The organism is Streptomyces sp. NPDC003034 (assembly GCF_053591375.1).
On sequence record NZ_JBSFTS010000004.1, the window covers coordinates 235,723 to 259,563 of the forward strand.

23 protein-coding genes and 1 pseudogene are annotated in these 23,841 nt (G+C 71.4%); 16 read left to right on the forward strand and 8 right to left on the reverse strand.

All coding sequences use genetic code 11. The features are described from left to right. Positions 1-3: 3 nt before the first annotated feature. From ACWDX7_RS07490 to ACWDX7_RS07500, 3 genes are all read right to left on the reverse strand, one after another. On the reverse strand, positions 4-579 hold the full coding sequence (locus tag ACWDX7_RS07490) for a TerD family protein (protein ID WP_451491064.1): 576 nt from the start codon (positions 577-579) through the stop codon (positions 4-6). A gap of 140 nt (positions 580-719) precedes the next feature. Continuing rightward, complete coding sequence (locus ACWDX7_RS07495) at positions 720-1,178, reverse strand: peroxiredoxin (protein WP_451491198.1); 459 nt, start codon at positions 1,176-1,178, stop codon at positions 720-722. Positions 1,179-1,566: 388 nt separating this feature from the next. After that, a complete protein-coding gene (locus tag ACWDX7_RS07500; protein ID WP_451491063.1) occupies positions 1,567-1,998 on the reverse strand; it encodes a DUF3052 domain-containing protein in 432 nt (143 codons plus the stop codon). Positions 1,999-2,436: 438 nt separating this feature from the next. Here ACWDX7_RS07500 and aceE point away from each other — a divergent pair, with 438 nt between their 5' ends. Continuing rightward, positions 2,437-5,169: a pyruvate dehydrogenase (acetyl-transferring), homodimeric type gene (aceE, locus tag ACWDX7_RS07505; RefSeq protein WP_451491062.1), complete on the forward strand. Its 2,733-nt coding sequence runs from the start codon at positions 2,437-2,439 to the stop codon at positions 5,167-5,169. A gap of 142 nt (positions 5,170-5,311) precedes the next feature. After that, entirely contained in the window at positions 5,312-6,121 is an 810-nt protein-coding gene (locus tag ACWDX7_RS07510) for a potassium channel family protein (RefSeq protein WP_451489161.1), read from the forward strand. Here ACWDX7_RS07510 and ACWDX7_RS07515 read toward each other — a convergent pair. After that, positions 6,118-6,498 (reverse strand): peptidase inhibitor family I36 protein, encoded by a 381-nt coding sequence (locus ACWDX7_RS07515; RefSeq protein WP_451489162.1) that lies wholly within the window; start codon positions 6,496-6,498, stop codon positions 6,118-6,120. The two genes, ACWDX7_RS07510 and ACWDX7_RS07515, sit on opposite strands and share 4 nt — an antisense overlap. A 493-nt stretch (positions 6,499-6,991) precedes the next feature. On the opposite strand from ACWDX7_RS07515, the gene ACWDX7_RS07520 reads away from it, so the two are divergent. From ACWDX7_RS07520 to ACWDX7_RS07545, 6 genes and pseudogenes are all read left to right on the forward strand, one after another. After that, positions 6,992-8,248, forward strand: coding sequence for a helix-turn-helix domain-containing protein (locus ACWDX7_RS07520; RefSeq protein ID WP_451489163.1), 1,257 nt, complete (start codon positions 6,992-6,994; stop codon positions 8,246-8,248). A 90-nt stretch (positions 8,249-8,338) separates the two neighbouring features. After that, positions 8,339-8,638 carry a DUF6415 family natural product biosynthesis protein gene (locus ACWDX7_RS07525; protein WP_451489164.1) on the forward strand — a complete coding sequence of 100 codons (300 nt, stop codon included), beginning with the start codon at positions 8,339-8,341 and terminating at the stop codon, positions 8,636-8,638. 370 nt (positions 8,639-9,008) lie between these two features. Further along, positions 9,009-10,043: a protein-L-isoaspartate O-methyltransferase family protein gene (locus tag ACWDX7_RS07530; RefSeq protein WP_451489165.1), complete on the forward strand. Its 1,035-nt coding sequence runs from the start codon at positions 9,009-9,011 to the stop codon at positions 10,041-10,043. 157 nt (positions 10,044-10,200) lie between these two features. Beyond that, positions 10,201-10,524, forward strand: a pseudogene (locus tag ACWDX7_RS07535) (hypothetical protein); the annotation flags it as partial. Positions 10,525-10,828: 304 nt separating this feature from the next. Then, positions 10,829-11,980, forward strand: a complete 1,152-nt coding sequence (locus ACWDX7_RS07540) for an alpha/beta hydrolase (protein ID WP_451489341.1) — start codon at positions 10,829-10,831, stop codon at positions 11,978-11,980. Between the two features lie 74 nt (positions 11,981-12,054). Further along, a complete protein-coding gene (locus ACWDX7_RS07545) occupies positions 12,055-12,909 on the forward strand; it encodes a DUF4429 domain-containing protein (protein WP_451489166.1) in 855 nt (284 codons plus the stop codon). Between the two features lie 190 nt (positions 12,910-13,099). Here the strand turns inward: ACWDX7_RS07545 and ACWDX7_RS07550 are convergent, their stop codons facing one another. Together ACWDX7_RS07550 and ACWDX7_RS07555 are read right to left on the reverse strand one after the other, a co-directional pair. Further along, entirely contained in the window at positions 13,100-14,191 is a 1,092-nt protein-coding gene (locus ACWDX7_RS07550; RefSeq protein WP_451489167.1) for an aldo/keto reductase, read from the reverse strand. Next, the gene (locus tag ACWDX7_RS07555; RefSeq protein WP_451489168.1) at positions 14,188-14,586 is read right to left on the reverse strand and encodes a MerR family transcriptional regulator; all 399 of its coding nucleotides are present in this window, start codon (positions 14,584-14,586) and stop codon (positions 14,188-14,190) included. The genes ACWDX7_RS07550 and ACWDX7_RS07555 overlap by 4 nt, the downstream gene beginning before the upstream one ends. Before the next feature lie 70 nt (positions 14,587-14,656). Here ACWDX7_RS07555 and ACWDX7_RS07560 point away from each other — a divergent pair, with 70 nt between their 5' ends. Next, positions 14,657-15,481, forward strand: a complete 825-nt coding sequence (locus ACWDX7_RS07560; protein ID WP_451489342.1) for a serine hydrolase domain-containing protein — start codon at positions 14,657-14,659, stop codon at positions 15,479-15,481. Positions 15,482-15,519: 38 nt separating this feature from the next. Here the strand turns inward: ACWDX7_RS07560 and ACWDX7_RS07565 are convergent, their stop codons facing one another. After that, positions 15,520-16,173: a pirin family protein gene (locus ACWDX7_RS07565; protein WP_451489169.1), complete on the reverse strand. Its 654-nt coding sequence runs from the start codon at positions 16,171-16,173 to the stop codon at positions 15,520-15,522. A 69-nt stretch (positions 16,174-16,242) separates the two neighbouring features. On the opposite strand from ACWDX7_RS07565, the gene ACWDX7_RS07570 reads away from it, so the two are divergent. The 5 genes from ACWDX7_RS07570 to fabF all read left to right on the forward strand — a co-directional run bounded on the left by ACWDX7_RS07570 (position 16,243) and on the right by fabF (position 21,146). Continuing rightward, positions 16,243-17,451, forward strand: a complete 1,209-nt coding sequence (locus ACWDX7_RS07570; protein WP_451489170.1) for a PucR family transcriptional regulator — start codon at positions 16,243-16,245, stop codon at positions 17,449-17,451. 89 nt (positions 17,452-17,540) lie between these two features. After that, positions 17,541-18,473 (forward strand): ACP S-malonyltransferase, encoded by a 933-nt coding sequence (locus ACWDX7_RS07575; protein WP_451489171.1) that lies wholly within the window; start codon positions 17,541-17,543, stop codon positions 18,471-18,473. Positions 18,474-18,492: 19 nt separating this feature from the next. Continuing rightward, positions 18,493-19,497, forward strand: a complete 1,005-nt coding sequence (locus ACWDX7_RS07580) for a ketoacyl-ACP synthase III (RefSeq protein WP_355406390.1) — start codon at positions 18,493-18,495, stop codon at positions 19,495-19,497. 55 nt (positions 19,498-19,552) lie between these two features. After that, entirely contained in the window at positions 19,553-19,801 is a 249-nt protein-coding gene (locus ACWDX7_RS07585; RefSeq protein ID WP_451489172.1) for an acyl carrier protein, read from the forward strand. A gap of 79 nt (positions 19,802-19,880) precedes the next feature. Beyond that, positions 19,881-21,146, forward strand: coding sequence for a beta-ketoacyl-ACP synthase II (gene fabF / locus ACWDX7_RS07590; protein ID WP_451489173.1), 1,266 nt, complete (start codon positions 19,881-19,883; stop codon positions 21,144-21,146). Between the two features lie 159 nt (positions 21,147-21,305). On the opposite strand, the gene ACWDX7_RS07595 is transcribed toward fabF, so the two are convergent. Continuing rightward, the gene (locus ACWDX7_RS07595) at positions 21,306-21,800 is read right to left on the reverse strand and encodes a DUF3145 domain-containing protein (protein WP_030160508.1); all 495 of its coding nucleotides are present in this window, start codon (positions 21,798-21,800) and stop codon (positions 21,306-21,308) included. Positions 21,801-22,049: 249 nt separating this feature from the next. Here ACWDX7_RS07595 and ACWDX7_RS07600 point away from each other — a divergent pair, with 249 nt between their 5' ends. After that, positions 22,050-22,946, forward strand: coding sequence for an SGNH/GDSL hydrolase family protein (locus ACWDX7_RS07600; RefSeq protein ID WP_451489174.1), 897 nt, complete (start codon positions 22,050-22,052; stop codon positions 22,944-22,946). A gap of 172 nt (positions 22,947-23,118) precedes the next feature. Continuing rightward, positions 23,119-23,829 carry a carbon-nitrogen hydrolase family protein gene (locus ACWDX7_RS07605; protein WP_451489175.1) on the forward strand — a complete coding sequence of 237 codons (711 nt, stop codon included), beginning with the start codon at positions 23,119-23,121 and terminating at the stop codon, positions 23,827-23,829. Positions 23,830-23,841 lie beyond the last annotated feature (12 nt).

Sequence of the window (23,841 nt, forward strand, 5' to 3'; positions counted from 1 at the left end):
GACTCAGACGTTGACGCCGAAGTCCTGCGCGATGCCGCGCAGGCCCGAGGCGTAACCCTGGCCGATTGCACGGAACTTCCACTCCGCGCCATTGCGGTAGAGCTCGCCGAAGACCATGGCGGTCTCGGTCGAGGCGTCCTCGGAGAGGTCGTAGCGGGCGAGCTCGGCGTTGTCGGCCTGGTTCACGACGCGGATGTACGCGTTGCGGACCTGGCCGAAGCTCTGCTGGCGGCTCTCGGCCTCGTAGATCGAGACCGGGAAGACGATCTTCGCCACATCGGCCGGGACGCCGGAGAGGTTGACCTTGATCGCCTCGTCGTCGCCCTCGCCCTCACCGGTGGTGTTGTCACCGGTGTGCTCGACGGAGCCGTCGGGGCTCTTCAGGTTGTTGAAGAACACGAAGTTCGCGTCGCTGGCGACCTTGCCCTGGTCGTTGGTCAGGATCGCGCTGGCATCGAGGTCGAAGTCGACGCCGGTGGTGGTGCGAGCATCCCAGCCCAGACCGACGATGACCGCCGTCAGGTTAGGCGCGGCCTTGGTCAGCGAGACGTTGCCGCCCTTGCTGAGGCTGACTCCCACGGGTCCTCCATTGGGTTTCATGTGTGGGGCGGGGCCCCGTCGTGCGATTGCTTACCGGATCAACGCTTCGATCCTAGTGACGGGTTCCCGCCTGTACGCGGTTTTTAGCGGGTTGCTCGGAGCGAGGTCGCCCAGAGACTTCAGAGGCTGTCCAGGGCCTTGAGGTACTCGTTCAGGTCACGCCGGTCGGGCAGACCGTTGACGACGGTCCAGCGCACCACGCCGTCCTTGTCGATGATGAAGGTGCCACGGACCGCGCAGCCCTTGTCCTCGTCGAAGACTCCGTACGCCCGCGAGGTCTCCCCGTGCGGCCAGAAGTCCGACAGCAGCGGGTAGTCCAGGCCCTCCTGCTCCCCGAAGACGCGCAGGGTGGGCACGGAGTCGTTGGAGACCGCGAGCAACTGGACCTCGCTGTTCTGGAAGCGCGGCAGCTGGTCGCGCAGCTCGCACAGCTCGCCCGTGCAGACGCCGGTGAAGGCGAACGGGTAGAAGAGCAGTACGACGGCCTTCTCCCCCCGGAAGTCGGAGAGCCGCACGGTGGCGCCGTGGTTGTCCTTCAGTTCGAAGCCCGGAGCCTTGTCGCCGACCTCGATCGCCATCTTTCGCATCCCTTCGTTCCTGCGTCCGTTTCCTGCGTCCGTTCCCGTCCAGGCCGGTGCCCCGGACGGAATCCGGAGCGGTTGGGCCGTTCGGGTGAGGCAAGCCTAGGGCGTGTCTTTCGGATCGTGTCGGCCGAGCCCGCGTTGTCCGGTGCCGTGCCTCCCAAGGCGGAAGAGCCTGCCTCGTACTGGACGTACCTGGAAGCCCCGACAACGCAGGGAGGTGCGGTGCCGGGCCATGCGGTCCCGGCAAGATCCGAAAGACCCGCCCCAGGGGGTGGGCCCGGGGGCCCGGGCAGCCGCCGGGACGGTGAACGCGCACACCCCGCCGACCGGGTCACCTGGTCGGCGGGGTGTGGTTGCGTTTCCGCTCGGCTGCGGGCGCGGCTCAGCGCTTGGACTTGGCGGCGGTCTTGGGCGTCACCATCTTGGTGGCGGCCCACTCCTTGCCGACACTGATGCTCCTGGTCTGCGAGAGGCCGGCGGTCTCGGCGGCCTCGCTGATGTCGCTGGCCTCGACGTAGCCGGAGCGGCCCGTCTTGGGGGTCAGCAGCAGGATCAGTGCGCCGTCCTCGACCAGCTCTGTGGCGTCGACCAGCGTGTCAGTCAGATCGCCGTCGTCCTCCCGGAACCACAGCAGAACCGCGTCGGCGACGTCGTCGAAGTCCTCGTCGACGAGATCGGTGCCGATGTGTTCCTCGATGGCATCACGGAATTCCTGATCGACGTCGTCGTCGTAGCCGATCTCCTGGACCACCTGTTCGGACTGGAAACCCAGCCGGGCGGCCAGGCTCTCCGCGTGGTCCGCGGTCGCGCTCACGGGGTGCCTCCTGCTCATGTTCGGTGAATGTCTTCGGCGGCGCGCGTACGCGCAGCATTGGGCGTAGTCCACACGGGCGCGGCGGATCGCGCAAGTACCCGGCCGCCAAGACCGTCGAAACGGTGACGATTGCGGCCGTCTCGCCGCAACTTTCAGTCTCCCCGGCCCCGCCTCTCGTGATTCATCCCACACCATTCCAGCTCATTCGGCATCGCTTGAGGACTTTCCTACCTGTTTGAGGGACGAACGGCCTTACGAAGGGGCTGACCGGCTTGGGAGTAAAGTGACGCTTTGGGCGGTACCGCCTCCGATCGCCTCCTGCCGGGATCCCCGCGACTCCGGGGATTACCCATTGGTAAAGATGACGATTGGGGCCGAGCGTACGACCATGGGAGGCGGCGAACCCAAGGCACGACCCCCCGACAGCGAAGGAACAGCGTGGCTTCCGCATCCGATCGCAATCCGATCATCATTGGCGGCCTGCCGAGTCAGGTCCCGGACTTCGATCCGGAGGAGACGCAGGAGTGGCTCGACTCCCTGGACGCCGCAGTCGACGAGCGCGGCCGTGAACGCGCCCGCTACCTGATGCTGCGGCTGATCGAGCGGGCCCGCGAGAAGCGCGTGGCCGTGCCCGAGATGCGCAGCACGGACTACGTCAACACGATCGCCACCAAGGACGAGCCCTTCTTCCCCGGCAATGAGGAGATCGAGCGCAAGGTCCTCAACGCCACCCGGTGGAACGCGGCCGTCATGGTCTCGCGCGCCCAGCGGCCCGGGATCGGCGTCGGCGGCCACATCGCCACCTTCGCCTCCTCCGCCTCCCTCTACGACGTGGGCTTCAACCACTTCTTCCGGGGCAAGGACGAGGGCGACGGCGGCGACCAGATCTTCTTCCAGGGCCACGCCTCTCCCGGCATCTATGCCCGCGCCTACCTCCTGGACCGGCTCTCCGAGCAGCAGCTCGACGCGTTCCGGCAGGAGAAGTCGAAGGCTCCCTACGGCCTTTCCAGCTACCCGCACCCCCGGCTGATGCCGGACTTCTGGGAGTTCCCGACCGTCTCCATGGGCCTCGGGCCCATCAGTGCCATCTACCAGGCGCGGATGAACCGGTACATGGAGGCGCGCGGTATCGCGGACACCTCCAAGTCCCACGTCTGGGCGTATCTGGGCGACGGCGAGATGGACGAGCCGGAGTCACTCGGCCAACTGTCCATCGCCGCCCGCGAGGGCCTGGACAATCTGACCTTCGTCGTCAACTGCAACCTGCAGCGCCTCGACGGTCCGGTGCGCGGCAACGGCAAGATCATCCAGGAGCTGGAGTCGCAGTTCCGCGGCGCCGGCTGGAACGTCATCAAGCTGATCTGGGACCGCTCCTGGGATCCGCTGCTGGCCCAGGACCGCGACGGCATCCTGGTCAACAAGATGAACACCACGCCCGACGGCCAGTTCCAGACGTACGCCACCGAGTCGGGCGCGTACATCCGCGAGCACTTCTTCGGCGACGACCAGCGGCTGCGCGCCATGGTCGAGAACATGACAGACCGGCAGATCCAGCACCTCGGCCGCGGTGGCCACGACCACAAGAAGGTCTACGCGGCGTACGCGGCGGCCAAGGCCCACAAGGGCCAGCCGACGGTGATCCTGGCCCAGACGGTCAAGGGCTGGACCCTCGGCCCGAACTTCGAGGGCCGCAACGCGACGCACCAGATGAAGAAGCTGACGGTCGACGACCTCAAGCGCTTCCGCGACCGCCTGCACATCCCGATCACGGACAAGCAGCTGGAGAACGGCGCGCCGCCGTACTACCACCCGGGCCCGGACTCGCCGGAGATCCAGTACATGCACGACCGCCGCAGCGCGCTGGGTGGTTACGTGCCGACCCGCGTGGTGCGCGCCAAGCCGCTGCAGCTGCCGGACGACAAGGCGTACGCGGCAGCCAAGAAGGGCTCGGGCCAGCAGTCCATCGCCACCACGATGGCCTTCGTCCGCATCCTGAAGGACCTGATGCGGGACAAGGAGATCGGCAAGCGCTTCGTGCTGATCGCGCCGGACGAGTACCGCACCTTCGGCATGGACGCCTTCTTCCCGAGCGCCAAGATCTACAACCCGCTCGGTCAGCAGTACGAGGCGGTCGACCGCGACCTGCTGCTCGCGTACAAGGAGTCGCCGACCGGCCAGATGCTGCACGACGGCATCTCGGAGGCGGGCTGCACGGCCTCGCTGATCGCCGCCGGTTCGGCGTACGCGACGCACGGCGAGCCGCTGATCCCGGTCTACGTCTTCTACTCGATGTTCGGTTTCCAGCGCACCGGTGACCAGTTCTGGCAGATGGCCGACCAGCTGGCGCGCGGTTTCGTCCTCGGCGCGACCGCCGGCCGGACCACCCTCACGGGTGAGGGCCTCCAGCACGCCGACGGTCACTCCCAGCTGCTGGCGTCGACCAACCCGGGGTGCGTGGCCTACGACCCGGCCTACGGCTATGAGATCGCGCACATCGTCAAGGACGGTCTGCGGCGGATGTACGGCCCCGACGCCGAGGACGTCTTCTACTACCTGACCGTCTACAACGAGCCGATCCAGCACCCGGCCGAGCCGGCGGACGTCGACGTGGACGGCATCCTCAAGGGCATCCACCGGGTGGCGGCGGGCACCGAGGGCGCCATCGAGGCGCAGATCATGGCCTCGGGCGTGGCGGTGCCGTGGGCGCTGGAGGCGCAGCGGATCCTCGCCGCGGACTGGAACGTCAAGGCGGACGTCTGGTCGGCCACCTCCTGGAACGAGCTGCGCCGCGAGGCCGTCGAGGTGGAGCGGCACAACCTGCTCCACCCGGAGGAGGAGCAGCGCGTCCCGTACGTGACGCGCAAGCTCTCGGAGGCGCAGGGTCCCTTCGTGGCCGTCTCCGACTGGATGCGCTCGGTCCCGGACCAGATCTCGCGGTGGGTGCCCGGTGCGTACACCTCGCTGGGCGCGGACGGCTTCGGCTTCGCGGACACGCGGGGCGCGGCCCGGCGCTTCTTCCACATCGACGCCGAGTCGGTGGTCCTGGCGACGCTCACCGAGCTCGCCAAGGAGGGCAAGATCGACCGCTCGGTGCTGAAGCAGGCCGTCGACCGCTACCAGCTGCTGGACGTGACGGCGGCCGACCCGGGTGCGGCGGGCGGCGACGCCTGACGTCCGGCGAAGGCCGGCAGGGGACCGCGGCGGCCGGTGAACCCGTTCACCGGCGTGGCGGTGGCCCCCGCCACGCGTGAGCCAAGGGGGGGCCGGGACCTTGGTCCCGGCCCCCCCTTACGCGTTCCTTACGATGCTCGGCATGAAGGAACAGTCCGTGCAGCTCCGCTGGGAGCGGCGCACCCAGAAGCCACTGCTCGTCCTCGCCGTGGCCTTCGCCGTCGCGTACGCCGTCCCCATCGTCGTCCCCGACGCGGAGCCGGTCGTCCACCGGGCGTGCACGGTCACCGAGTGGCTGGTGTGGGCCGTCTTCGCCGCCGACTACCTCGTACGGCTGGCTCTGTCCCCGGCGCGGAAGGCATTCGTCCGCACGCATTGGCTGGATCTGGTGGCGGTGGCGCTGCCGCTGGTCCAGCCGCTGCGGCTGCTGCGGCTGGTGTCCACCCTGCTGCTGGTGGGCCGGCGGGCCCGGATGGCTCCGCAGATCCGGTTGACCACCTACATGGCGGGTGCGGTGGTCGGGCTGATGATGTTCGGCTCGCTGGCGGTGCTGAGCGTGGAGCGGGACGCCCCGGGCGGCAACATCCGCAATCTCGGCGACGCGGTGTGGTGGAGTTTCACGACGATGACGACGGTGGGGTACGGGGACCACTCCCCCACCACCGGGCTCGGCCGGGTGCTCGCGGTGGGGCTGATGCTGTCCGGGATCGCCCTGCTGGGTGTGGTGACCGCCAACATCGCGGCCTGGTTCATCTCCCGCTTCGAGCGGGACGACCGGGCGGAGCAGGAGCAGACCGCCGCGATCGCCGAACTGACCGCGGAGGTACGGGCACTGCGCGCCGAGGTCGCCCGCCTGAGCGGCCCGGTCCCGGTGCCGGTCCCGGTCCCGGTGCCGCTCCCGCTACCGGCCCGGGCCGCGGACGCGGTGCCCGGGCAGAGGGAGACGGCCTAGCTTTCCCACACCTTGAACGCCCTGACCTGGTAGGGCGACTGGGGCAGCCAGACGCCGTCGCCCGGGTAGGTCTGGAACTCGCCGGTCTCGGCGCACTCCGCCGACTGGTAGGTGGTCACGGGGCGTCCGGTCCGGTTGGCGAGGGCCTGGGAGCTCTTGCCTGTGGGCAGTGCCGTGCAGCTGTTGATGTCGAGCGTGCTGAGCTCGTGGACGTGCCGGGTGCCCTTGAAGTCCGGTTGCGCCCATAGGCACAGCTGCCCCGTCGCACAGGCCCCGAGGGGCGGTGGGCCGGCGGCGCGGGCGCTGGTGGACGTACTGGGGATGAGGGCGGTGGCGGCCAGGACGGTGGCGGCGATTGCGGTGCTCCACGTACGCATGACGGGTCAACTCCAAGTGGACGAGGGGCGTTCCGGACCGTTCCGGAGCGCCGTTGGCACCACGCTGACCTGCGACGACGGCCGGGCGGAAGGGGCCGCGGCCGGGTCCACCCGGATAGGCGACAGCCCCGCCGGGTGGCCCGGGCGGGGCTGTCGGACGTACGGAGTTGACGCCTCCGCAAGGGCGGCCGGTGGTCCGTGGGACGGCCCCGGGGTGAGGGGGGGCAGCTCCGCCGCCCGCCACTTGTCCCCGAACGAGTTCCCTGCCGAAGCAGGCGGCGGCGGTTGCGGCCATGCCCGCGACCAGCGGGACCCGGGGGCCGACCTGGGTGATGGCGGCGCCCGCCAGCGGCGAACCGCTGATCATCACGCGGTCAGCCGGAGCGGGTGCGGTTCGGGCGCAGGGGGAGCTCTCGTGCGGTCTGGATCACACGAAAAGAGCCTTGCCCCCTACGCTGTTCAGCGTCGAGCTGCACAGAGAAGGGGCAAGGCCGTGTCATCTGATGCTACCCCCGACCCGTACGACAACCCGGTCGCATTCGGGCAACGTGTCCAGATCTACCGCAACCGCCGAGGCATGACCCGCGAACAGCTGGCCGGGCTCCTCGGCCACCACGCCTCGTGGGTCAAGAAAGTCGAGACCGGCACCATAAGAATGCCGCGACTGCCGGAGATCCTGCGCATCGCTGAAGTGCTGCGCGTCCGCCGGCTGAACGATCTCGTGGGCGACGTCGGCGCCGAACCGCACACCGACCTGTTCCTGGGCCCCGGGCACGACCGGCTCCCCGCGGTCCGTACGGCCCTCTCCTCCTACCCGGCTCGCGGTAGCCGGGAGGCACCTTCCAGGGCGTACCTGCGGGCTGCGTTGGATGCCGCGTGGGCGGCCCGCCACGAGGCACCGAACCACCGCGCTGTGCTGGGCGGTCTCCTGCCCGGGCTGATCCGTGACGCCCAGCTCGGCGTACGGCAGGCCGACACTGCGGCCGACCGGCGCGCAGCCCTGGCCCTCCAGGCAGAGGTCTACTTCCTCGCCCAGTTCTTCGTCGCCTACCAGCCGGACCCTTCCCTGCTGTGGCGGGTGGCCGAGCGCGGCATGGCCGCTGCGCAGGAATCCGAAGACCTGCACGCGATCGGTGTGGCCGCCTGGCTGTCGGCACAGGCGCACCGCGACTCGGGGCCGGGACACTACGACGAGGCTGACGACGTCGTCATCGGGGCCCTGCGTCTGCTGGAGCCCGGACTCGCCGACGCTCCGCTGGACGTGCAGGCCATCACCGGCGCGCTGCGCGTAGAGGCTGGACTGACCGCGGCGAAGCGCCGCGACACGGGCACCGCGTGGGGCTGGTGGGACCGCGCGGGCGGCATCTCCCGCCACCTTCCTGCCAGCTACTTCCACCGGGTCACCAGCTTCGGCCGGGCGGTGATGGGTGCGCACGGCGTCACCGTGGCAGTCGAGTTGCGAGCCGGTGGCGAGTCCGTCCGCCAGGCCAACCGGGCCGAGGCCGACGCGATCCCGTCCCGGCCCCGGCGGGCCCGGCACCGGATCGAGCAGGCCCGCGCCTACCATCTCGACGGGCAGCAGGAGACCGCGCTGGCAACGCTGGAGCAGGCACACGCGGCCGCGCCGGAAACGATCCGCTACAACGGATACGCCCGGACCATCGTCCTCGAAGAGACCACGTCCCGGCTGCCGGAGCGTCGGCAGCGGGCGAGTCAACTCGCTGTCGATATCGGTCTGCTGGCCGCGTAGGGAGAGGGGCCCGGACCGGGCCCCTTCTTCGTTTCACCTGCCTCCATGCTGGTCTCACCACCCGCTGACGACGGTAGGGAGCACCCCGGCATGGGCAGCACACACGCAGACTTGGACACCGGCACAGCCCTCGTGACGAGGGCCCTCGTTCCGTACAACCAGAAGCCCGCCGAGGCGGAGATCGCAGCCCTCGTTGATGATCTGATGCGCCACGGCGAGTTCCTCCTCGCCGACGTCGCGCACCTCGACGCCGCGGCGGCCGCGCTGGGCGACTGGCACCGGCTCATCAGCGAGGGCCCGACCGGCACCCAGCTGGGCAACTGGAACCACGCCCGTGCACTGGCCCGGACCATCCGCACCATGCACCGCGTGCTGACCGGGCAGCGGTGAGCGAGCTCCACCGGCAGGTCCTGTACGTCGTCATCGTGCTCGGCATACTCGCCGCGATCACGATCGGCATCCACTGACTCCCGCCCCAGCTGGGCGGGCATCCTGCACCATTCACCGAGCGCGTGGGGATAGCGATGGGCAAGCACGCTGGATCACCGCAAGACAAGCCGTGGACACCGCCGTCCCAACCGTCGAGCCCCGACGGCAGCCGGCCGACGCCTCAGCCGTCCACTCCGCCGCCGCCCCCGCCCCCGCCCCCGCCGGGCAAGAAGTGAACCGGGAAATCTGCCGCGAAGCCCTGGTGACCGCAGGGTTGCTGCGTGGGCCGTGGTTGGCGCAGGCCTACGACACAGTCGATCGCGAGGCCTTTGTGCCGCAGGCCATATGGCTGCCCGTACGGGACGACGAGGGCCTCTGGCAGTTCGTGGTCCGCGCGGAGGAACCCGAGGTATGGCGCCGCGCGGTGTGGAACCCACACCAGTCGGTGGTCACACAACTGGACGACGGCGACATCACACCCGGCCCGGCGCCTGGCGACTTCACCTCGTCCGTCTCCGCGCTGGACATCGTGATGCGAAAGCTTCACCACCTGGCCCTCAAGCCACGCTCTCGTGTGCTGGAGATCGGCTACGGCTCCGGCTATCACACGGCCCTGCTGTGTGAGCGCGTCGGCTCGGAGCGGGTGGTGGCCATCGAGGTGGACGACGAGCTCGCGCGGACCGGTGCCTCCAACCTGAAGGCCACCGGCTACCACCCCGGACTCGTCGTCGGCGATGGCCTCCAGGGTGCTCCCGGCGGGGGCCCGTTCGACCGGGTCGTCAACACGGCGTCCCTGCGGCGCGTGCCGTACGCCTGGATCGAGCAGTCCCGGCCGGGCGGCGTGATCCTGACGCCGTTCGGGACGGTGTACAGCAACGCGGGGCTTTTGCGGCTCGGGGTGGACAGCACGGGGACAAGGGCGCAGGGCTGCTTCGTCGGGGCGTCCTCGTACATGTGGATCCGCAGCGAGCGGCCATGTGTCGAGCTGCGGGTCCCGGAGGAGTCCGTCAGCAGGCGTTCCCCGATCGACCCGGCTCAAGTCCTCGCGAGTGGTTACCTGCAGGACTTCGCCATCGGCCTTCAGGTGCCGGACATCTCGCACTCGCACCGCGGGGAGGGCGACGACCGGAAGGTTCAGTTCGTGGACGAGGCCGGAACGTCGGCCACGATCGTCCGCTACGGCGACTGGTGGCGGGACGATGCGGTCCGCTCGTGGGGACCGCGGGACCTGTGGGCCGAGGTGACGGCGGCCTACACCTGGTATGAGCTGCGCGGCCGACCTCACATCACCCGCTTCGGCGTCACCGTGGAGGTGGGCGGCCAGCACGCCTGGCTCGATGAACCCCGTCAACACGTAGGTTCTTGACCGTAGCCCCGGCCGGACCCCTTCGGCCGGGGCTCCTCTCTGCCCACACTGGCCCCGGCGGATGGTCTGCCGGGGCCGCGACGTGTCCGGCGCACCGGTCTACCTGACGATCGACTTCTCTCGACGGCTCGGGCCGGGGGGTCATGGTTCCTTGGCGGGCCTGGACGTGGACGCGGATCCTCGGCCACGGGTGGCCGTCGCCGCCTTCTGCGGTGTGATGAGGGTCACGGGACGGCTGTGGGGTCAGGGCGCGGACACCAGCGTGCAGGCGATCCGGCGGATGACGGAGCGGTACCTGGACCAGATCGGCCCCGCGTTGGCCGCCGACTGGCGCCGCCCCGAACCCGGCGGCGGACCCGAACCCGGCGGCGGACCCGGAAGGGGCGGAGCGGAAACGAACGGACGCGACACGGGCGGACCGGTCCCCCATCCGGCGCAGCCGGGAGCGGCAGCGCCGATGGCCGGGAACCGCCCCGTCTGACACGCCGTTTACCGCGCCGACCGGGGAACCGGCCGTCCCCCGGTCGGCGGTGACACCCGTCACCCGGCGCGCCGTGTCCGGAAACGGTCTCCTAGGCTGGGTCCCAGTGAAACTGCCCGGCCCCGCCCTCCCCACAGCACTCAGCGCCATCCCGCGCCCCGCCCTCCCGCACCCTGCCGTCCCCGCCGCGCCGCATCCCGCCATCCCGCGCCCGGACGGCACGCGCCCGGACCGCACGCACCCCGACGCACCCCAGCCCGCCGCCCCGCGCCCCGCCGCGCTGCGCAGCCTGCTCGCGCTCGCGGTGGTCCTCGTCCTCCTGGCGACGACCGGCTGGTCCGCCGTGCACCGCCCCCACGGCGGCACACCGCTGCGCGCGACCGCCCTGGCCGCCTGGGCCAAGGCCCGCATCGGCGGCCGCCCGCTGCCGCCCGCGGACGCCCCCGTACGGACGGTGGCCCGCTTCTTCAGCGGCCTGGACGGCGCCCAGCGGGCCCGGCTCGCCGACGGCTACCCGTTCGTCGTCGGCAATCTCGACGGGGCCCCCGCCGCGACCCGCTACCGGGCCAACCGGCGCGGCCTGGAAGAGGCCGGCCGGATCGAGGAGGCGCGCAGCCGCGACATCGCTCTGACCCCGGCCGACCGCACCACGGCCGCGCGCCGCGCCCACCGCTTCGCCTCCCTCGCCGAACCGGGCCGGCAGATCCTCGCCTTCGACCCCACCGGTGGCGGCCGCGTCGCCGAGGTGTTCGGGGACCTCGACCGGGCCCGCCGGATCTCGGTGATCGTCCCCGGCGTCGACACCGACCTGATCACCTTCGAGCGGACCCACCGCCGTTTCAGCGCTCCCGTCGGCATGGGGCAGTCCCTGTACGAGGCCCAGCGCGCGGCGGCCCCCGACAGCCGGACCGCGGTCATCGCCTGGGCCGGATACACGGCTCCCACCGGGGTCGGCATGGACGCGGCCACCGGCCGGATGGCCGTCGAGGGCGCCGCCCTGCTGGAGTCGCTGGCCGCGGCCCTGCCCGGGCAGGCGAGCGTGGCGCTGTTCTGCCACAGCTACGGGTCGGTGGTGTGCGGGGTCGCCGCGCGGGCGCTGCCGGACCGGGTGACGGACCTGGTGGTGGCCGGCAGCCCCGGGATGCGTGCGGCGAGCGCCGCGGAGCTGGGCACGCGGGCCCGGGTGTGGGCCATGCGGGACGAGGGGGACTGGATCGGCGACGTACCGCACCTGGAGGTCGGCGGGCTGGGCCACGGTGCCGATCCGGTGTCCCCGGAGTTCGGCGCGCGGCTGCTGTCCTCGGCCGGGGCCAAGAGCCATACCGGCTATTTCTCGCCAGGTACGGCCTCGGTGGACAACTTCGCCAAAATCGGAACCGGTGCGTTCGCTTCCGTTGCCTGCGCACCGGCGGACGACGCGTGCCGGCAAGGAATTTCCGCGTCGGAAGCCCACTGACGCGCGTAGAGACCCGAAATCGGGCCGTGCACCGAGGGGGACGCCCGGGGGGCCCTCCCTTTACCATGTGCCGCATGGGTGACGTACTGGCCGGAAACCATGCCGTCTGGGAGTTCGACTCGGACTCGGTGCTCATCCGCTTCGCACGGGGGATACGAACGCCGAGGACGCCGAGACTCTTCCACGCCCTCGGCTCGCGCCGGGTCCCCCTGGAAGCGGTGTCCGAGGTGACTCTGACCGCCGGGAAGCGGGACACGGTCGTGCTGCGCGCCGTCCCGCGGCCGGGCGCGGATCCGCTGATGGAGGCCGCCGCCGGGCAGCTGAAGGAGACGTGCGACCCGTACCGGCTGGTGCTGCCGGGCGAGCGGGCGCCGCTCGCCGCGGCCTTCGCCGACGCCCTGCGCTCCCGGCTCGGCCCCGATGCCGCCGAGCCGGCCCCGCGTTTCCTGGTCGGCGTACCGCGGCCGCCGCTCCGGCTGAAGGCGTACGACGCGCGGGTGAGCTTCGACGGTTCGGCGGTCGCCTTCCAGTGGTCCCGTACGGGCGCCACCAGCACCAAGTGGAAGGCGGGCGACCAGCGTTACCCGCTGGCCGCCCTCACCGGCGTCGAGTGGACCTCCCCGGACGGCCCGGGCGGCCACCTGCGGCTGCTCCTGCGGGAGCCCCGGCAGACCGGCGCCGACCCCCGCCCGGACCACGACCTCGCGTCCGCCGTCTTCGGCATGGGCTACGGGGCGGTGTACGAGTCGCTGCCCTTCGCCGCGGCCCTGCTGGCGGCCGTGCGCGGTCGCAGCCCGGTCGCCGCGGTGCCCCGGGCCCGGTCCGGCGACGACCGCCTGCGCCACCTGGGCGAGCTCCACACGGCGGGCCTGCTGACGGACGCGGAGTACGCGGCGCTGCGCGACCGGTTCGCGGCCGAGTCCCTCTGAGCCCTCCGGTCCCCGTGATCCGCCGCCACGACCCGGGCGGCGCGGGCGCCGCGGCCACCGCCACGGACCCGCCCGCGCCGGTACCCGCGCCCGGCCCGGCTCAGCCCTCGCGGCGCACCCGGCTCAGTCCTCGCGACACGCCCGGCTCGGCCTCGCGCCCGGCACGGCTCACCACGGCGCCCGGCCCGCCTCAACCCTCGCGGGCCGCCGAGGTGGAGCTCATGTCCGGGTAGCGGTCCCCCTCGACCCGGGCGGCGATCGGCTCCAGCAGCGCCAGCTCCGCCGCCGTCAGGGTGATCCGGGTCGCCGCGGTGTTCTCCGCGAGGCGGCCGGGCTTGCGGGTTCCCGGGATCGGGATCACGCTCAGCCCGTGCACCCGGGCCCGCTGCTGCACCCACGCCAGCGCGATCTGCGCCGGGCTCGCCCCGCGCGCCCGCGCGATCTCCCGTACCGGGGCCAGCAGCGCCGCGTTGCTCTTCGCGTTGTCACCGGTGAAGCGCGGCTGGAAGCGGCGGAAGTCGTCCGGCGACAGGTCCGTGCCCGCGTCGGCGAACGCCCCCGTCAGGAATCCGCGCCCCAGCGGCGAATAGGGCACGAAGGCCACCCCCAGTTCGGCCGCGGCGCCCACCGCGCTGCGCTCCACGTCCCGGCTGAACAGCGACCACTCCGACTGGAGCGCCGCGATCGGATGCACCGCGTACGCCTCGCGCAGTTCCGCGCCGGTGACCTCGCTCAGCCCCAGGTGACGCACCTTCCCCTCCCGCACCAGCTCCGCCATGGCGCCCACCGACTCGGCCAACGGCACCGCCGGGTCGCGCCGGTGCATGTAGTACAGGTCGATCACCTCGGTCCCGAGCCGTCGCAGACTGCCCTCGACGGCCTGGCGTATGTACGCCGGGTCGTTGCGGATGCCCCGGTAGTGCAGGTCGTCGGTGCGCTCTATGGCGAACTTCGTGGCCAGGGTGATCTCTTCCCGGTGCGCGGCCACGAACGGCGCGAGGAACTCCTCGTTGCGCCCCCGCCCGTACACGTCCGCGGTGTCGAAGAGCGTGACCCCGGCGGCCAGGGCCGCGTCCAGGGTCTCCCGGGCCGCCGCTTGGTCCGTCTCCCCGTAGAACTCGCTCATGCCCATGCAGCCGAGGCCCTGCACGCCGACCAGCGGGCCGCCCCTGCCCAGTTCGACCTGCTCGATGGTGGTAGTGCTGGTGCTGCTGGTCGTGCTCGTGGCGGTGCTGCCGCTGGTCGTGCCGGTGGTGCTCGTGGTGGTGTCGTTCTGCGTCATTGCTCCGCCTTCTCCGCGACCGCGTTCATCGCATACATCCCGATCTTGAAGTCCAGTACGCCGAGCGCGTCCGTCAGCTCCGCGAGCCGTGCCCGTACATCGCGCCGCGTCCGCTCCAGCAGCTCACGGCGCTCGACGACGGTGTGCTCCCCCTCGCGGACCAGCTGGGCGTAGCAGACCATGTCCGCCACCGACATCCCGGTGGCGCGCAGCTTGCCCACGAAGGCCAGCCAGTCGAGGTCCTTGTCGCTGAACCGCCGCTGCCCCGAGTGGGAGCGGTCCACGTGCGGCATCAGGCCGATCCGCTCGTACCAGCGCAGCGTGTGCTGGGTCAGACCGGTCCGGGCCTCGACCTCGCTGATCGTGTACCGCGCCGGTGTCAGGCTCTGGCTCATGGCCCCCACGCTAAAACCTTGGAGTGCACTCCAAGCAAGTAGGCTCGGCCGCATGGAGAGCGTGAAGACCCTGGAAAGCCTGCGGATCATCGATACCTGGCCGGTGACGACCGCCGCGGCGGCCGTCGTGCGCGCCGACGGGAGCATGGCGGGCTCCCACGGACCGGTCGGGCACCGCTTCGCCCTGGCCTCGGTCACCAAGCCGCTCACCGCGTACGCCGCGCTCGTCGCGTACGAGGAAGGCGCGGTCGAGCTCGACGAGCCGGCCGGGCCGCCCGGCTCGACGGTCCGTCACCTCCTCGCGCACACCAGCGGTCTGGCCTTCGACGACCACCGCGTGACGGCCCCGCCCGGGCAGCGGCGGCTGTACTCGAACGCCGGTTTCGAGGTGCTCGGCGACCACATCGCCAAGGCGACCGGCATCCCCTTCGCGGAGTACTTCCAGCAGGCGGTGTGCGAGCCGCTCGGCATGACGGCGACGACCCTGGACGGCTCGCCGGCCAAGGACGGCGTCTCCACCGTCAGCGACCTCGTACGCTTCGCCGCGGAGCTCCAGGCGCCCCGGCTGCTCGATGTCCGCACGGTCGCGGAGGCCACCTCGGTCGTCCAACCCGGCCTCAAGGGCGTCCTGCCGGGCTACGGGCACCAGTCCCCCAACGACTGGGGGCTCGGCCTGGAGATCCGCGACGGCAAGTCCCCGCACTGGACGGGCGCCACCTCCTCCCCGCGCACCTTCGGGCACTTCGGCCAGGCCGGCACCTTCCTGTGGGTGGACCCCGACGCGCGCGCCGCCTGCGTGGTGCTGACGGACCGGGCCTTCGGGCCGTGGGCCGTCGAGGCGTGGACCCCCTTCACCGACGCGGTCCTGGCCGAGCTGGCCCCGCACCGCCGGTAGGCCGTGCCCGGGCGGAGGAAGTGACCTCGCAGACGCTCCTACGGCAGTTCCCAGATCAGCAGCTCGCCGGGGGATCCGGCGGTGACCTCCAGGCCCGCCTCGCCGGTGATCCGTGCCGAGTCCCCCGGCCCGAGCTCCTCCCCGTCGAGGCGCAGGTCCCCGCGGACCACGTGCAGGTAGACCCGCTCCGCGGCGGGTACGGCGACCCGCTCGCCCGCGCCGGGCCGGCGCACGTGCAGGACGGCGCCGGCCGCGGGGACCTCGTAGGGCGTGCCGTCGGCGGTCCCGGTGACCACCTCGTACGAGGGTTCCCCGCCCGGGGTCAGCGGCTCCAGCCACATCTGCACGAAGCGCAGGCGCTCGGTGCCGTCGTTGCGCTCCACGTGCCGCGCCCCGGATCCGGCACCGAGCCGCTGCACGTCCCCGGCCCGGACCCGGGCGCTCTGGCCCGTGCTGTCCTTGTGGGTGAGTTCGCCCTCGGTCACCCAGGTCACGATCTCGGTCTGGCTGTGGGGGTGCTCCTCGAATCCTGCGCCGGGTGCGAGGGTCTCCTCGTTGCAGGCGAGCAGCGGGCCGAAACGGAGGTTGTCCGGGTCGTAATGGGCCCCGAAGGAGAAGGCGTGCCGGGTGATGATCCCGGCCGCGGGATCCCCGCCCTGGTACCGGTCGGCGCCGCGACGTACATCAATCATGGAGCCACCGTAGACGCCGGGTGCGGGACCGGACTCCGCTCACGGGCGCCGATAAGGCAGTCTTGTCCCGTGCCCCAACCCGAACGTGAGCATCTCCCCGCGCATGCCGCGCATCCCGCCCATCCGCACACCGCGACGCTGCGACGACTGGAGAAGTCATCCGGCCGGCTCGCCGCCAACGCGATCGCGCGCATGGACGAGACCCTGCCGTGGTACCGGGCGATGCCCCCGGAGAACCGCTCGTGGATCGGCCTGGTGGCGCAGGCCGGCATCGCCGCGTTCACGGAGTGGTTCCGGCACCCGGAGACACCCCAGGCGATCTCGACCGACGTGTTCGGCACGGCTCCGCGCGAGCTGACCCGGGCCATCACCCTGCGCCAGACCGTGGAGATGGTCCGCACCACGATCGAGGTCATGGAGACCGCGATCGAGGAGGTGGCCGCGCCGGGAGACGAGTCGATCCTGCGTGAGGCGCTCCTCGTGTACGCGAGGGAGATCGCCTTCGCGACCGCCCAGGTGTACGCGCAGGCCGCCGAGGCGCGCGGGGCGTGGGACGCCCGCCTGGAGTCGCTCGTCGTCAACGCGGTCCTCTCCGGCGAGGCCGACGAGGGCGCGCTGTCGCGGGCGGCCGCGCTCGGCTGGAACTCGCCGGAGCACGTGTGCGTGGTGCTCGGCACCGCGCCGGAGGGGGACAGCGAGCTGACGGTCGAGGCGATCCGGCGCGCGGCCCGCCACCACAAGCTCCAGGTGCTCACCGGTGTGCTCGGGGACCGTCTGGTCGTCGTCGCGGGCGGCAGCGACAATCCGATGCGGGTCGCGAAGTCCCTGATCGGTCCCTTCGCCGCGGGCCCGGTGGTGGCCGGTCCAGTGGTGCCCGACCTTTTGAACGCGACGAAGTCGGCGCAGGCGGCGGCGGCCGGGCTGAAGGCCTGTACGGCGTGGCAGGACGCCCCGCGCCCGGTCTTGGCGGACGATCTCCTCCCGGAACGCGCGATCGCCTCGGATCCGGCTGCCAGGGAGCAGCTGGTGGAGGAGATCTACAGACCGCTGGAGGAGGCGGGGTCGGCGCTGCTGGAGACGCTGAGCGTCTACCTGGAGCAGGCGAGCAGTCTCGAAGGGGCCGCGCGGATGCTCTTCGTGCACCCCAACACGGTGCGCTACCGGCTCCGACGTGTGACGGACGTCACCGGCTGGTCACCCTCCGATGTCCGCTCCGCGTTCACTCTGCGGATCGCCCTGATCCTCGGGCGTCTGGCCGATGGCGAACCTCAGTCCTAGACTTTTGTCGGACATCAACAATTACCCCGACGGTTCTTGGTCCCTGTCCCCACGGGCGGCAGGGACCATCCACAAGAGAGAGTGTGAGGGTGCTCGTACTCGTCGCTCCCGGCCAAGGCGCTCAGACGCCCGGCTTCCTGACTCCCTGGCTCGACCTTCCCGGCGCCGCTGACCGCGTCGCCGCATGGTCGGACGCCATCGGGCTCGACCTCGCCCACTACGGCACGCACGCCGACGCCGACGAGATCCGCGACACCGCCGTGGCTCAGCCGCTGCTGGTCGCGGCCGGACTGCTGTCCGCCGCCGCGCTGAGCGCCGCCCACGACAAGGGCCGTACGGCCTTCGGCGCCGTCGCCGGACACAGCGTCGGTGAGATCACGGCCGCCGCGTACGCCGGCGTGCTGTCCGAGGCCGACGCCCTGTCGTTCGTCCGCACGCGCGGGCTGGGCATGGCCGAGGCCGCCGCCGTCACCGAGACCGGCATGGCCGCGGTCCTCGGCGGTGACCGCGACGTCGTCGTCGCGCATCTGGAGAAGCTGGGGCTGACCCCGGCGAACATCAACGGCGCGGGCCAGATCGTCGCCGCCGGCACCATGGAGCAGATCGCCGCTCTGGAAGCCGAGAAGCCCGAAGGTTCCATGAAGGTCGTCGCCCTCAAGGTCGCGGGCGCCTTCCACACGCACCACATGGCGCCCGCGGTCGCCACGCTGGAGAAGGCCGCGGAGGCTCTTGATCCGGCCGATCCGGCGCTGAAGTACGTCTCGAACAAGGACGGCCACGTCGTCGCCACGGGCGCCGACGTCGTCGCCCGCCTGGTCGGCCAGGTCGCGAATCCGGTCCGTTGGGACCTTTGCATGGAGACGTTCGCCGAACTGGGCGTCACCGGGATCATCGAGCTCTGTCCCGGGGGCACCCTGACGGGTCTGGCCAAGCGCGCGCTGAAGGGCGTACCGAGCGTGGCCCTGAAGACCCCGGACGATCTCGACAAGGCCGCTGCGCTCGTCGCCGAGCACACGGCCTGAGAGAAGGAGCCCACACAGCATGTCCAAGATCAAGCCGGCCAAGGGCTCCCCGTACGCCCGCGTGCTGGGTGTCGGCGGTTACCGGCCGACCCGCGTGGTGCCCAACGAGGTCATCCTCGAAACGATCGACTCGTCCGACGAGTGGATCCGCTCCCGCTCCGGCATCGCGACCCGGCACTGGGCCTCGCCCCAGGAGACCGTCGCCGTGATGTCGGTGGAGGCCTCGGGCAAGGCGCTGGCGGACGCCGGTATCTCCCCGGAGCAGATCGGCGCCGTGATCGTCTCGACGGTCTCCCACTTCAAGCAGACCCCGGCGGTCGCCACCGAGATCGCGCACCGCATCGGCGCGGGCAAGCCCGCCGCCTTCGACGTCTCGGCGGGCTGCGCCGGTTTCGTCTACGGCCTGACCCTGGCCAAGGGCCTGGTCGTCGAGGGCTCCGCCGAGTACGTCCTCGTCATCGGCGTGGAACGGCTCTCGGACCTCACCGACCTGGAGGACCGCGCGACGGCCTTCCTGTTCGGCGACGGCGCCGGCGCCGTGGTCATCGGCCCCTCGGACGAGCCGGCCATCGGCCCCACGGTGTGGGGTTCGGAGGGCGACAAGTCCGAGACCATCAAGCAGACCGTGCCGTGGGACGAGTACCTCGGCAAGGACGGCGGCGAGAAGTTCCCGGCCATCACGCAGGAGGGCCAGGCGGTCTTCCGCTGGGCCGTCTTCGAGATGGCCAAGGTGGCCCAGCAGGCGCTCGACGCCGCCGGAATCACCGTGGACGACCTGGACGTCTTCATCCCGCACCAGGCCAACATGCGGATCATCGACTCGATGGTGAAGACTCTGAAGCTGCCGGAGCACGTCACGGTCGCCCGTGACGTGGAGACCACCGGCAACACCTCGGCCGCCTCGATCCCGCTCGCTATGGAGCGGCTCCTGGCGACCGGAGCGGCGAAGAGCGGCGACACCGCGCTCGTCATCGGCTTCGGGGCGGGACTCGTCTACGCCGCGACGGTCGTTACCCTCCCCTAGGGCCCGGATCCACATCCCGGCCTGAAGAACCACCCAGCTACAGAAGGAGCGCCACATGGCCGCCACGCAGGAAGAGATCGTCGAGGGTCTCGCGGAGATCGTCAACGAGATCGCCGGCATCCCGACCGAGGACGTCGAGACGCACAAGTCGTTCACCGACGACCTGGACGTCGACTCGCTGTCCATGGTCGAGGTCGTCGTCGCCGCCGAAGAGCGCTTCGACGTCAAGATCCCGGACGAGGACGTCAAGAACCTCAAGACGGTCGGCGACGCCGCCGACTACATCCTGAAGCACCAGGCCTGAGCCTGACGAGCGTTTGTCGCCACCCGGCGGTGGCGCCGTGACAATTCAGCACCCCCTTAGACGTGGAGAAAGAATTCCTGTGAGCCCGACCAATCGCACCGTGGTCGTCACCGGTATCGGCGCAACCACTCCGCTGGGTGGCGACAGCGCTTCGACCTGGGAAGGCCTGCTCGCCGGCCGCTCAGGCGTGAAGCCCCTTGAGGGCGAGCGCTTCGCCGAACTCCCGGTCCGTATCGCCGCCCCGGCCGCCGTGGACCCCAGCGAGGTCCTGCCCCGGCCGCTGGCCCGCAAGCTGGACCGCTCGGCGCAGTTCGCCGTCATCGCGGCCCGCGAGGCCTGGGCCGACGCCGGCTACACCACCCCGGCGGGCGAGGGTACGCCCGTGGCGCCCGAGCGCCTGGGCACCGTGATCGCCTCCGGCATCGGCGGCGTAACGACCCTGCTCGACCAGTACGACGTGCTCAAGGAGAAGGGTGTGCGCCGGGTCTCCCCGCACACCGTCCCCATGCTCATGCCGAACGGCCCGTCCGCCAACGTGGGCCTGGAGGTCAACGCCCAGGCGGGCGTGCACACTCCGGTCAGCGCCTGCGCGTCCGGCGCCGAGGCCATCGGCTACGCCGTCGAGATGATCCGTACCGGCCGCGCCGACGTGGTCGTCGCGGGCGGCACCGAGGCGGCGATCCACCCGCTGCCGATCGCCGCGTTCGCCAACATGATGGCGATGTCCAAGAACAACGAGAACCCCGAGCAGGCTTCCCGCCCGTACGACAAGGGCCGGGACGGCTTCGTCCTCGGCGAGGGCGCGGGCGTGGTCATCCTGGAGTCCGCCGAGCACGCCGCCGCGCGGGGCGCCCGGATCTACTGCGAGGTGCTGGGCCAGGGCCTGTCGGCCGACAGCCATCACATCGCGCAGCCGGAGCCCACGGGCCGCGGTGTCGCGGCCGCGGTGCAGAACCTGCTCGACAACACGGGTCTCGACCCGGCCGAGCTGGTCCACCTGAACGCGCACGCCACGTCCACCCCGCAGGGTGACACGGCCGAGCTGAAGGCCCTGCGCAAGGTGCTGGGCGACGACCTGGACCACATCGCGATCTCGGCCACCAAGTCGATGACCGGTCACCTGCTGGGCGGCGCCGGTGGTATCGAGACCGTCGCGACGGTCCTGGCGCTGTACAACCGGCTGGCCCCGCCGACGATCAACGTCGACGAGCTGGACGACGACATCGACGCGGACATCGTGCGCGGCGAGCCGCGCAAGCTGCCGGCCGACGGCCCGATCTCCGCGATCAACAACTCCTTCGGATTCGGCGGCCACAACGTCACCCTGGCGTTCCGTACTGTTTAGTGCGCCTGAACCGGCGCCGCTCTCGCGGACGTGGTTGCTCGCCGTGAGGCTTGCTCAATTGATGGTCGCGGCGTTCGTCGTTTCGAACACCGCAACCGCCGCAAGGCCATGCAGAAGGCCCGCTCAGGATCCCGAGCGGGCCTTCTGCATGGCCGGCGGCTAGACCACCTGGTGGAGCCAGCGCACCGGGGCGCCCTCGCCCGCGTAGCGGAAGGGCTCCAGCTCGTCGTCCCAGGGCTTGCCGAGCAGCTTGGCGATCTCCGCCTCCAGGTCGGTCTCGCCGCGGGCGGAGCGGGCGAGGGCGGCGCGCAGCCGGTCCTCCGGGATCAGGATGTCGCCGTGCATGCCGGTGACGGCGTGGAAGATGCCGAGCTCGGGGGTGGAGCTGTAACGCTCGCCCTCCGCGGTCGGGCAGGGTTCCGCGGTCACTTCGAAGCGCAGCAGGTGCCAGCCCCGCAAGGCGGAGGCCAGTTTCGAGGCGGTGCCCGCTTCGGCCTGCCAGGAGAACTCGGCTCTCCAGGTGCCTGGGGAGGCGGGCTGCCTGATCCAGTCGAGGTTCACCCGCACCCCCAGCACGCCCGCAACAGCCCATTCCACATGCGGGCAGAGCGCGCGCGGTGCGGAATGCACGTACAGGACTCCACGTGTCGTCACCGGGACCTCCAGTGTGGGACGAGGTCGGGAATAAACTCCAGAAAACGGACAGTATGTGACGAGATGTAATGTAACGGAAATTATTTGACATTGCGCTACGGGACCTGCGGCCGAAACGCCACGGGAAAAAGCTACCGTGAGTCAGGGGTCGCGGTGTGACGTACGGTCGCTCCGAGGCCGGTCAACACAGAGCTTTCACTCAGCAGGACGCCCCGAAAGATGTGGGGCGACGAGGAGGGGACCCATCCGATGCGCACCACCGCCACCCGCCGCCGCTCGCGCCGGATCCTCGCGGGCGCCGCCACGGCGGCAGCGGTGCTGGCAGGGGCGCTGACCGGGTGTCAGTCGGGCGGGTCGGGGGCCGAGGGCGAGCGCGGGTCGCAGGCGGCGCCGCGCTGGAACACGGCGCCCGCGTCCATCGCCGCGGTGGGTGACTCCATCACCCGGGGTTTCGATGCCTGTTCGGTTCTGGCTGACTGCCCGGAGGTCTCGTGGGCCACCGGCAACGACCCCGCGGTGCGATCGCTGGCGACGCGGCTGCTCGGGGACGCGGCGGCCCCGGCCCGCAGCTGGAACTACGCGGTGACCGGCTCCCGGATGGCGGACCTGCCGGCGCAGCTGGCCTCGGCGGCCGCACACCGTCCCGAGCTGGTCACGGTGATGGTCGGCTCGAACGACGCCTGCCGGCCGACGGCTTCGTCGATGACGCCGGTGGCGGAGTTCCGCGCCGGCTTCGAACAGGCACTCGCGGGCCTCAGGGCCGCCTCGCCCACCTCCCAGGTGTACGTCTCCAGCGTGCCGGACCTCCAGCGGCTGTGGGAGCAGGGCAAGGACCTCCCGATGGTCCGGCAGGTGTGGAAGCTGGGCATCTGCCAGTCGATGCTCGCCGATCCCCTGTCGGCGGCCACGGGGGCGACGGCCCGGCGCGAGCAGGTGCGGGCGCGGGTGGTCGAGTACAACGAGGTGCTGCGCGAGGTGTGCGCGAAGGACCCGCTGTGCCGCTACGACGGCGGCGCGGTGTTCCAGTACCCCTTCGCCGCGGATCAGTTGAGCCGCTGGGACTGGTTCCATCCGGGCAAGCTCGGCCAGGCGCGGCTGGCGGAACTGGCACACCGCCAGGTGACGGCGGCCGAACCGCCGCGTTGACGCCGACGCGGGAGGACGGGCCGTCGGGCCGGACGCGGGTGCCGGGGCCCGCCTCCGGCCCGTTCGCGCAGGCCGACACCGTGGGTGATTTCCGGCCATACGGGATGCCGGGCGACATCGGGCCCCCGGCGGTCCGGGCCGACGGCCCTCGGACGGGTGGCATGCTGGCCTCATGAAGATCGCCGCCGCCCAGCTCACCTGTGTCCCGGGCGACGTGGCCGCCAACTCCGCGCAGGCCGTCGCGCTCGCCGCGCGGGCCCGCGCCGAGGGAGCCGAGCTCGTGCTCTTCCCCGAGTTCACGCTCACCGGATACGAGCTGGAGGCGCTGGCCGCCGACCCCTCGCTCTGGGTGGACGCCGAGGACGCCCGCCTGGACCCCTTGCGCTCCACCGGCATCGCCACCGCGGTCAATGCCGCGCTGCGCACCGGCGGTCCGCTCCCCGCCATCGCGACCCTGGTCTACGGGGCGGACGGCGCGCACCTGACGACGTACGCCAAGCGGCACCTCTACCGGCAGGAGCGGGGCGCCTTCGTACCGGGCACGAGCGACGGGCGCTTCGAGCTCGGCGGGATCCGCTTCTCCCTGGGCGTCTGCTACGACAACCACTTCCCCGAGCTGCCGGGGCGGGGCGCGGCGGACGGCTGCCGGGTCCACCTGGCGAGCTCCCTGTACGGGACGGGTGACGGGATCGGCGAACGGGCCGCCGTCTACCCGGGCATGGCGAAGGAGCACGGCCTGTACGTGGTGCTGGCCAACCACGTCGGCCCGGCCGGGCCGTGGACCGGCTGCGGGCGGGCGGCGGTATGGGCTCCGGGCGGGGCGCTGCTGGCCGAGGCGGACGACCGTACGGCCGGGGTGGTGACGGCGGAGGTCGGCCTCTGAGGGACCCGGCCC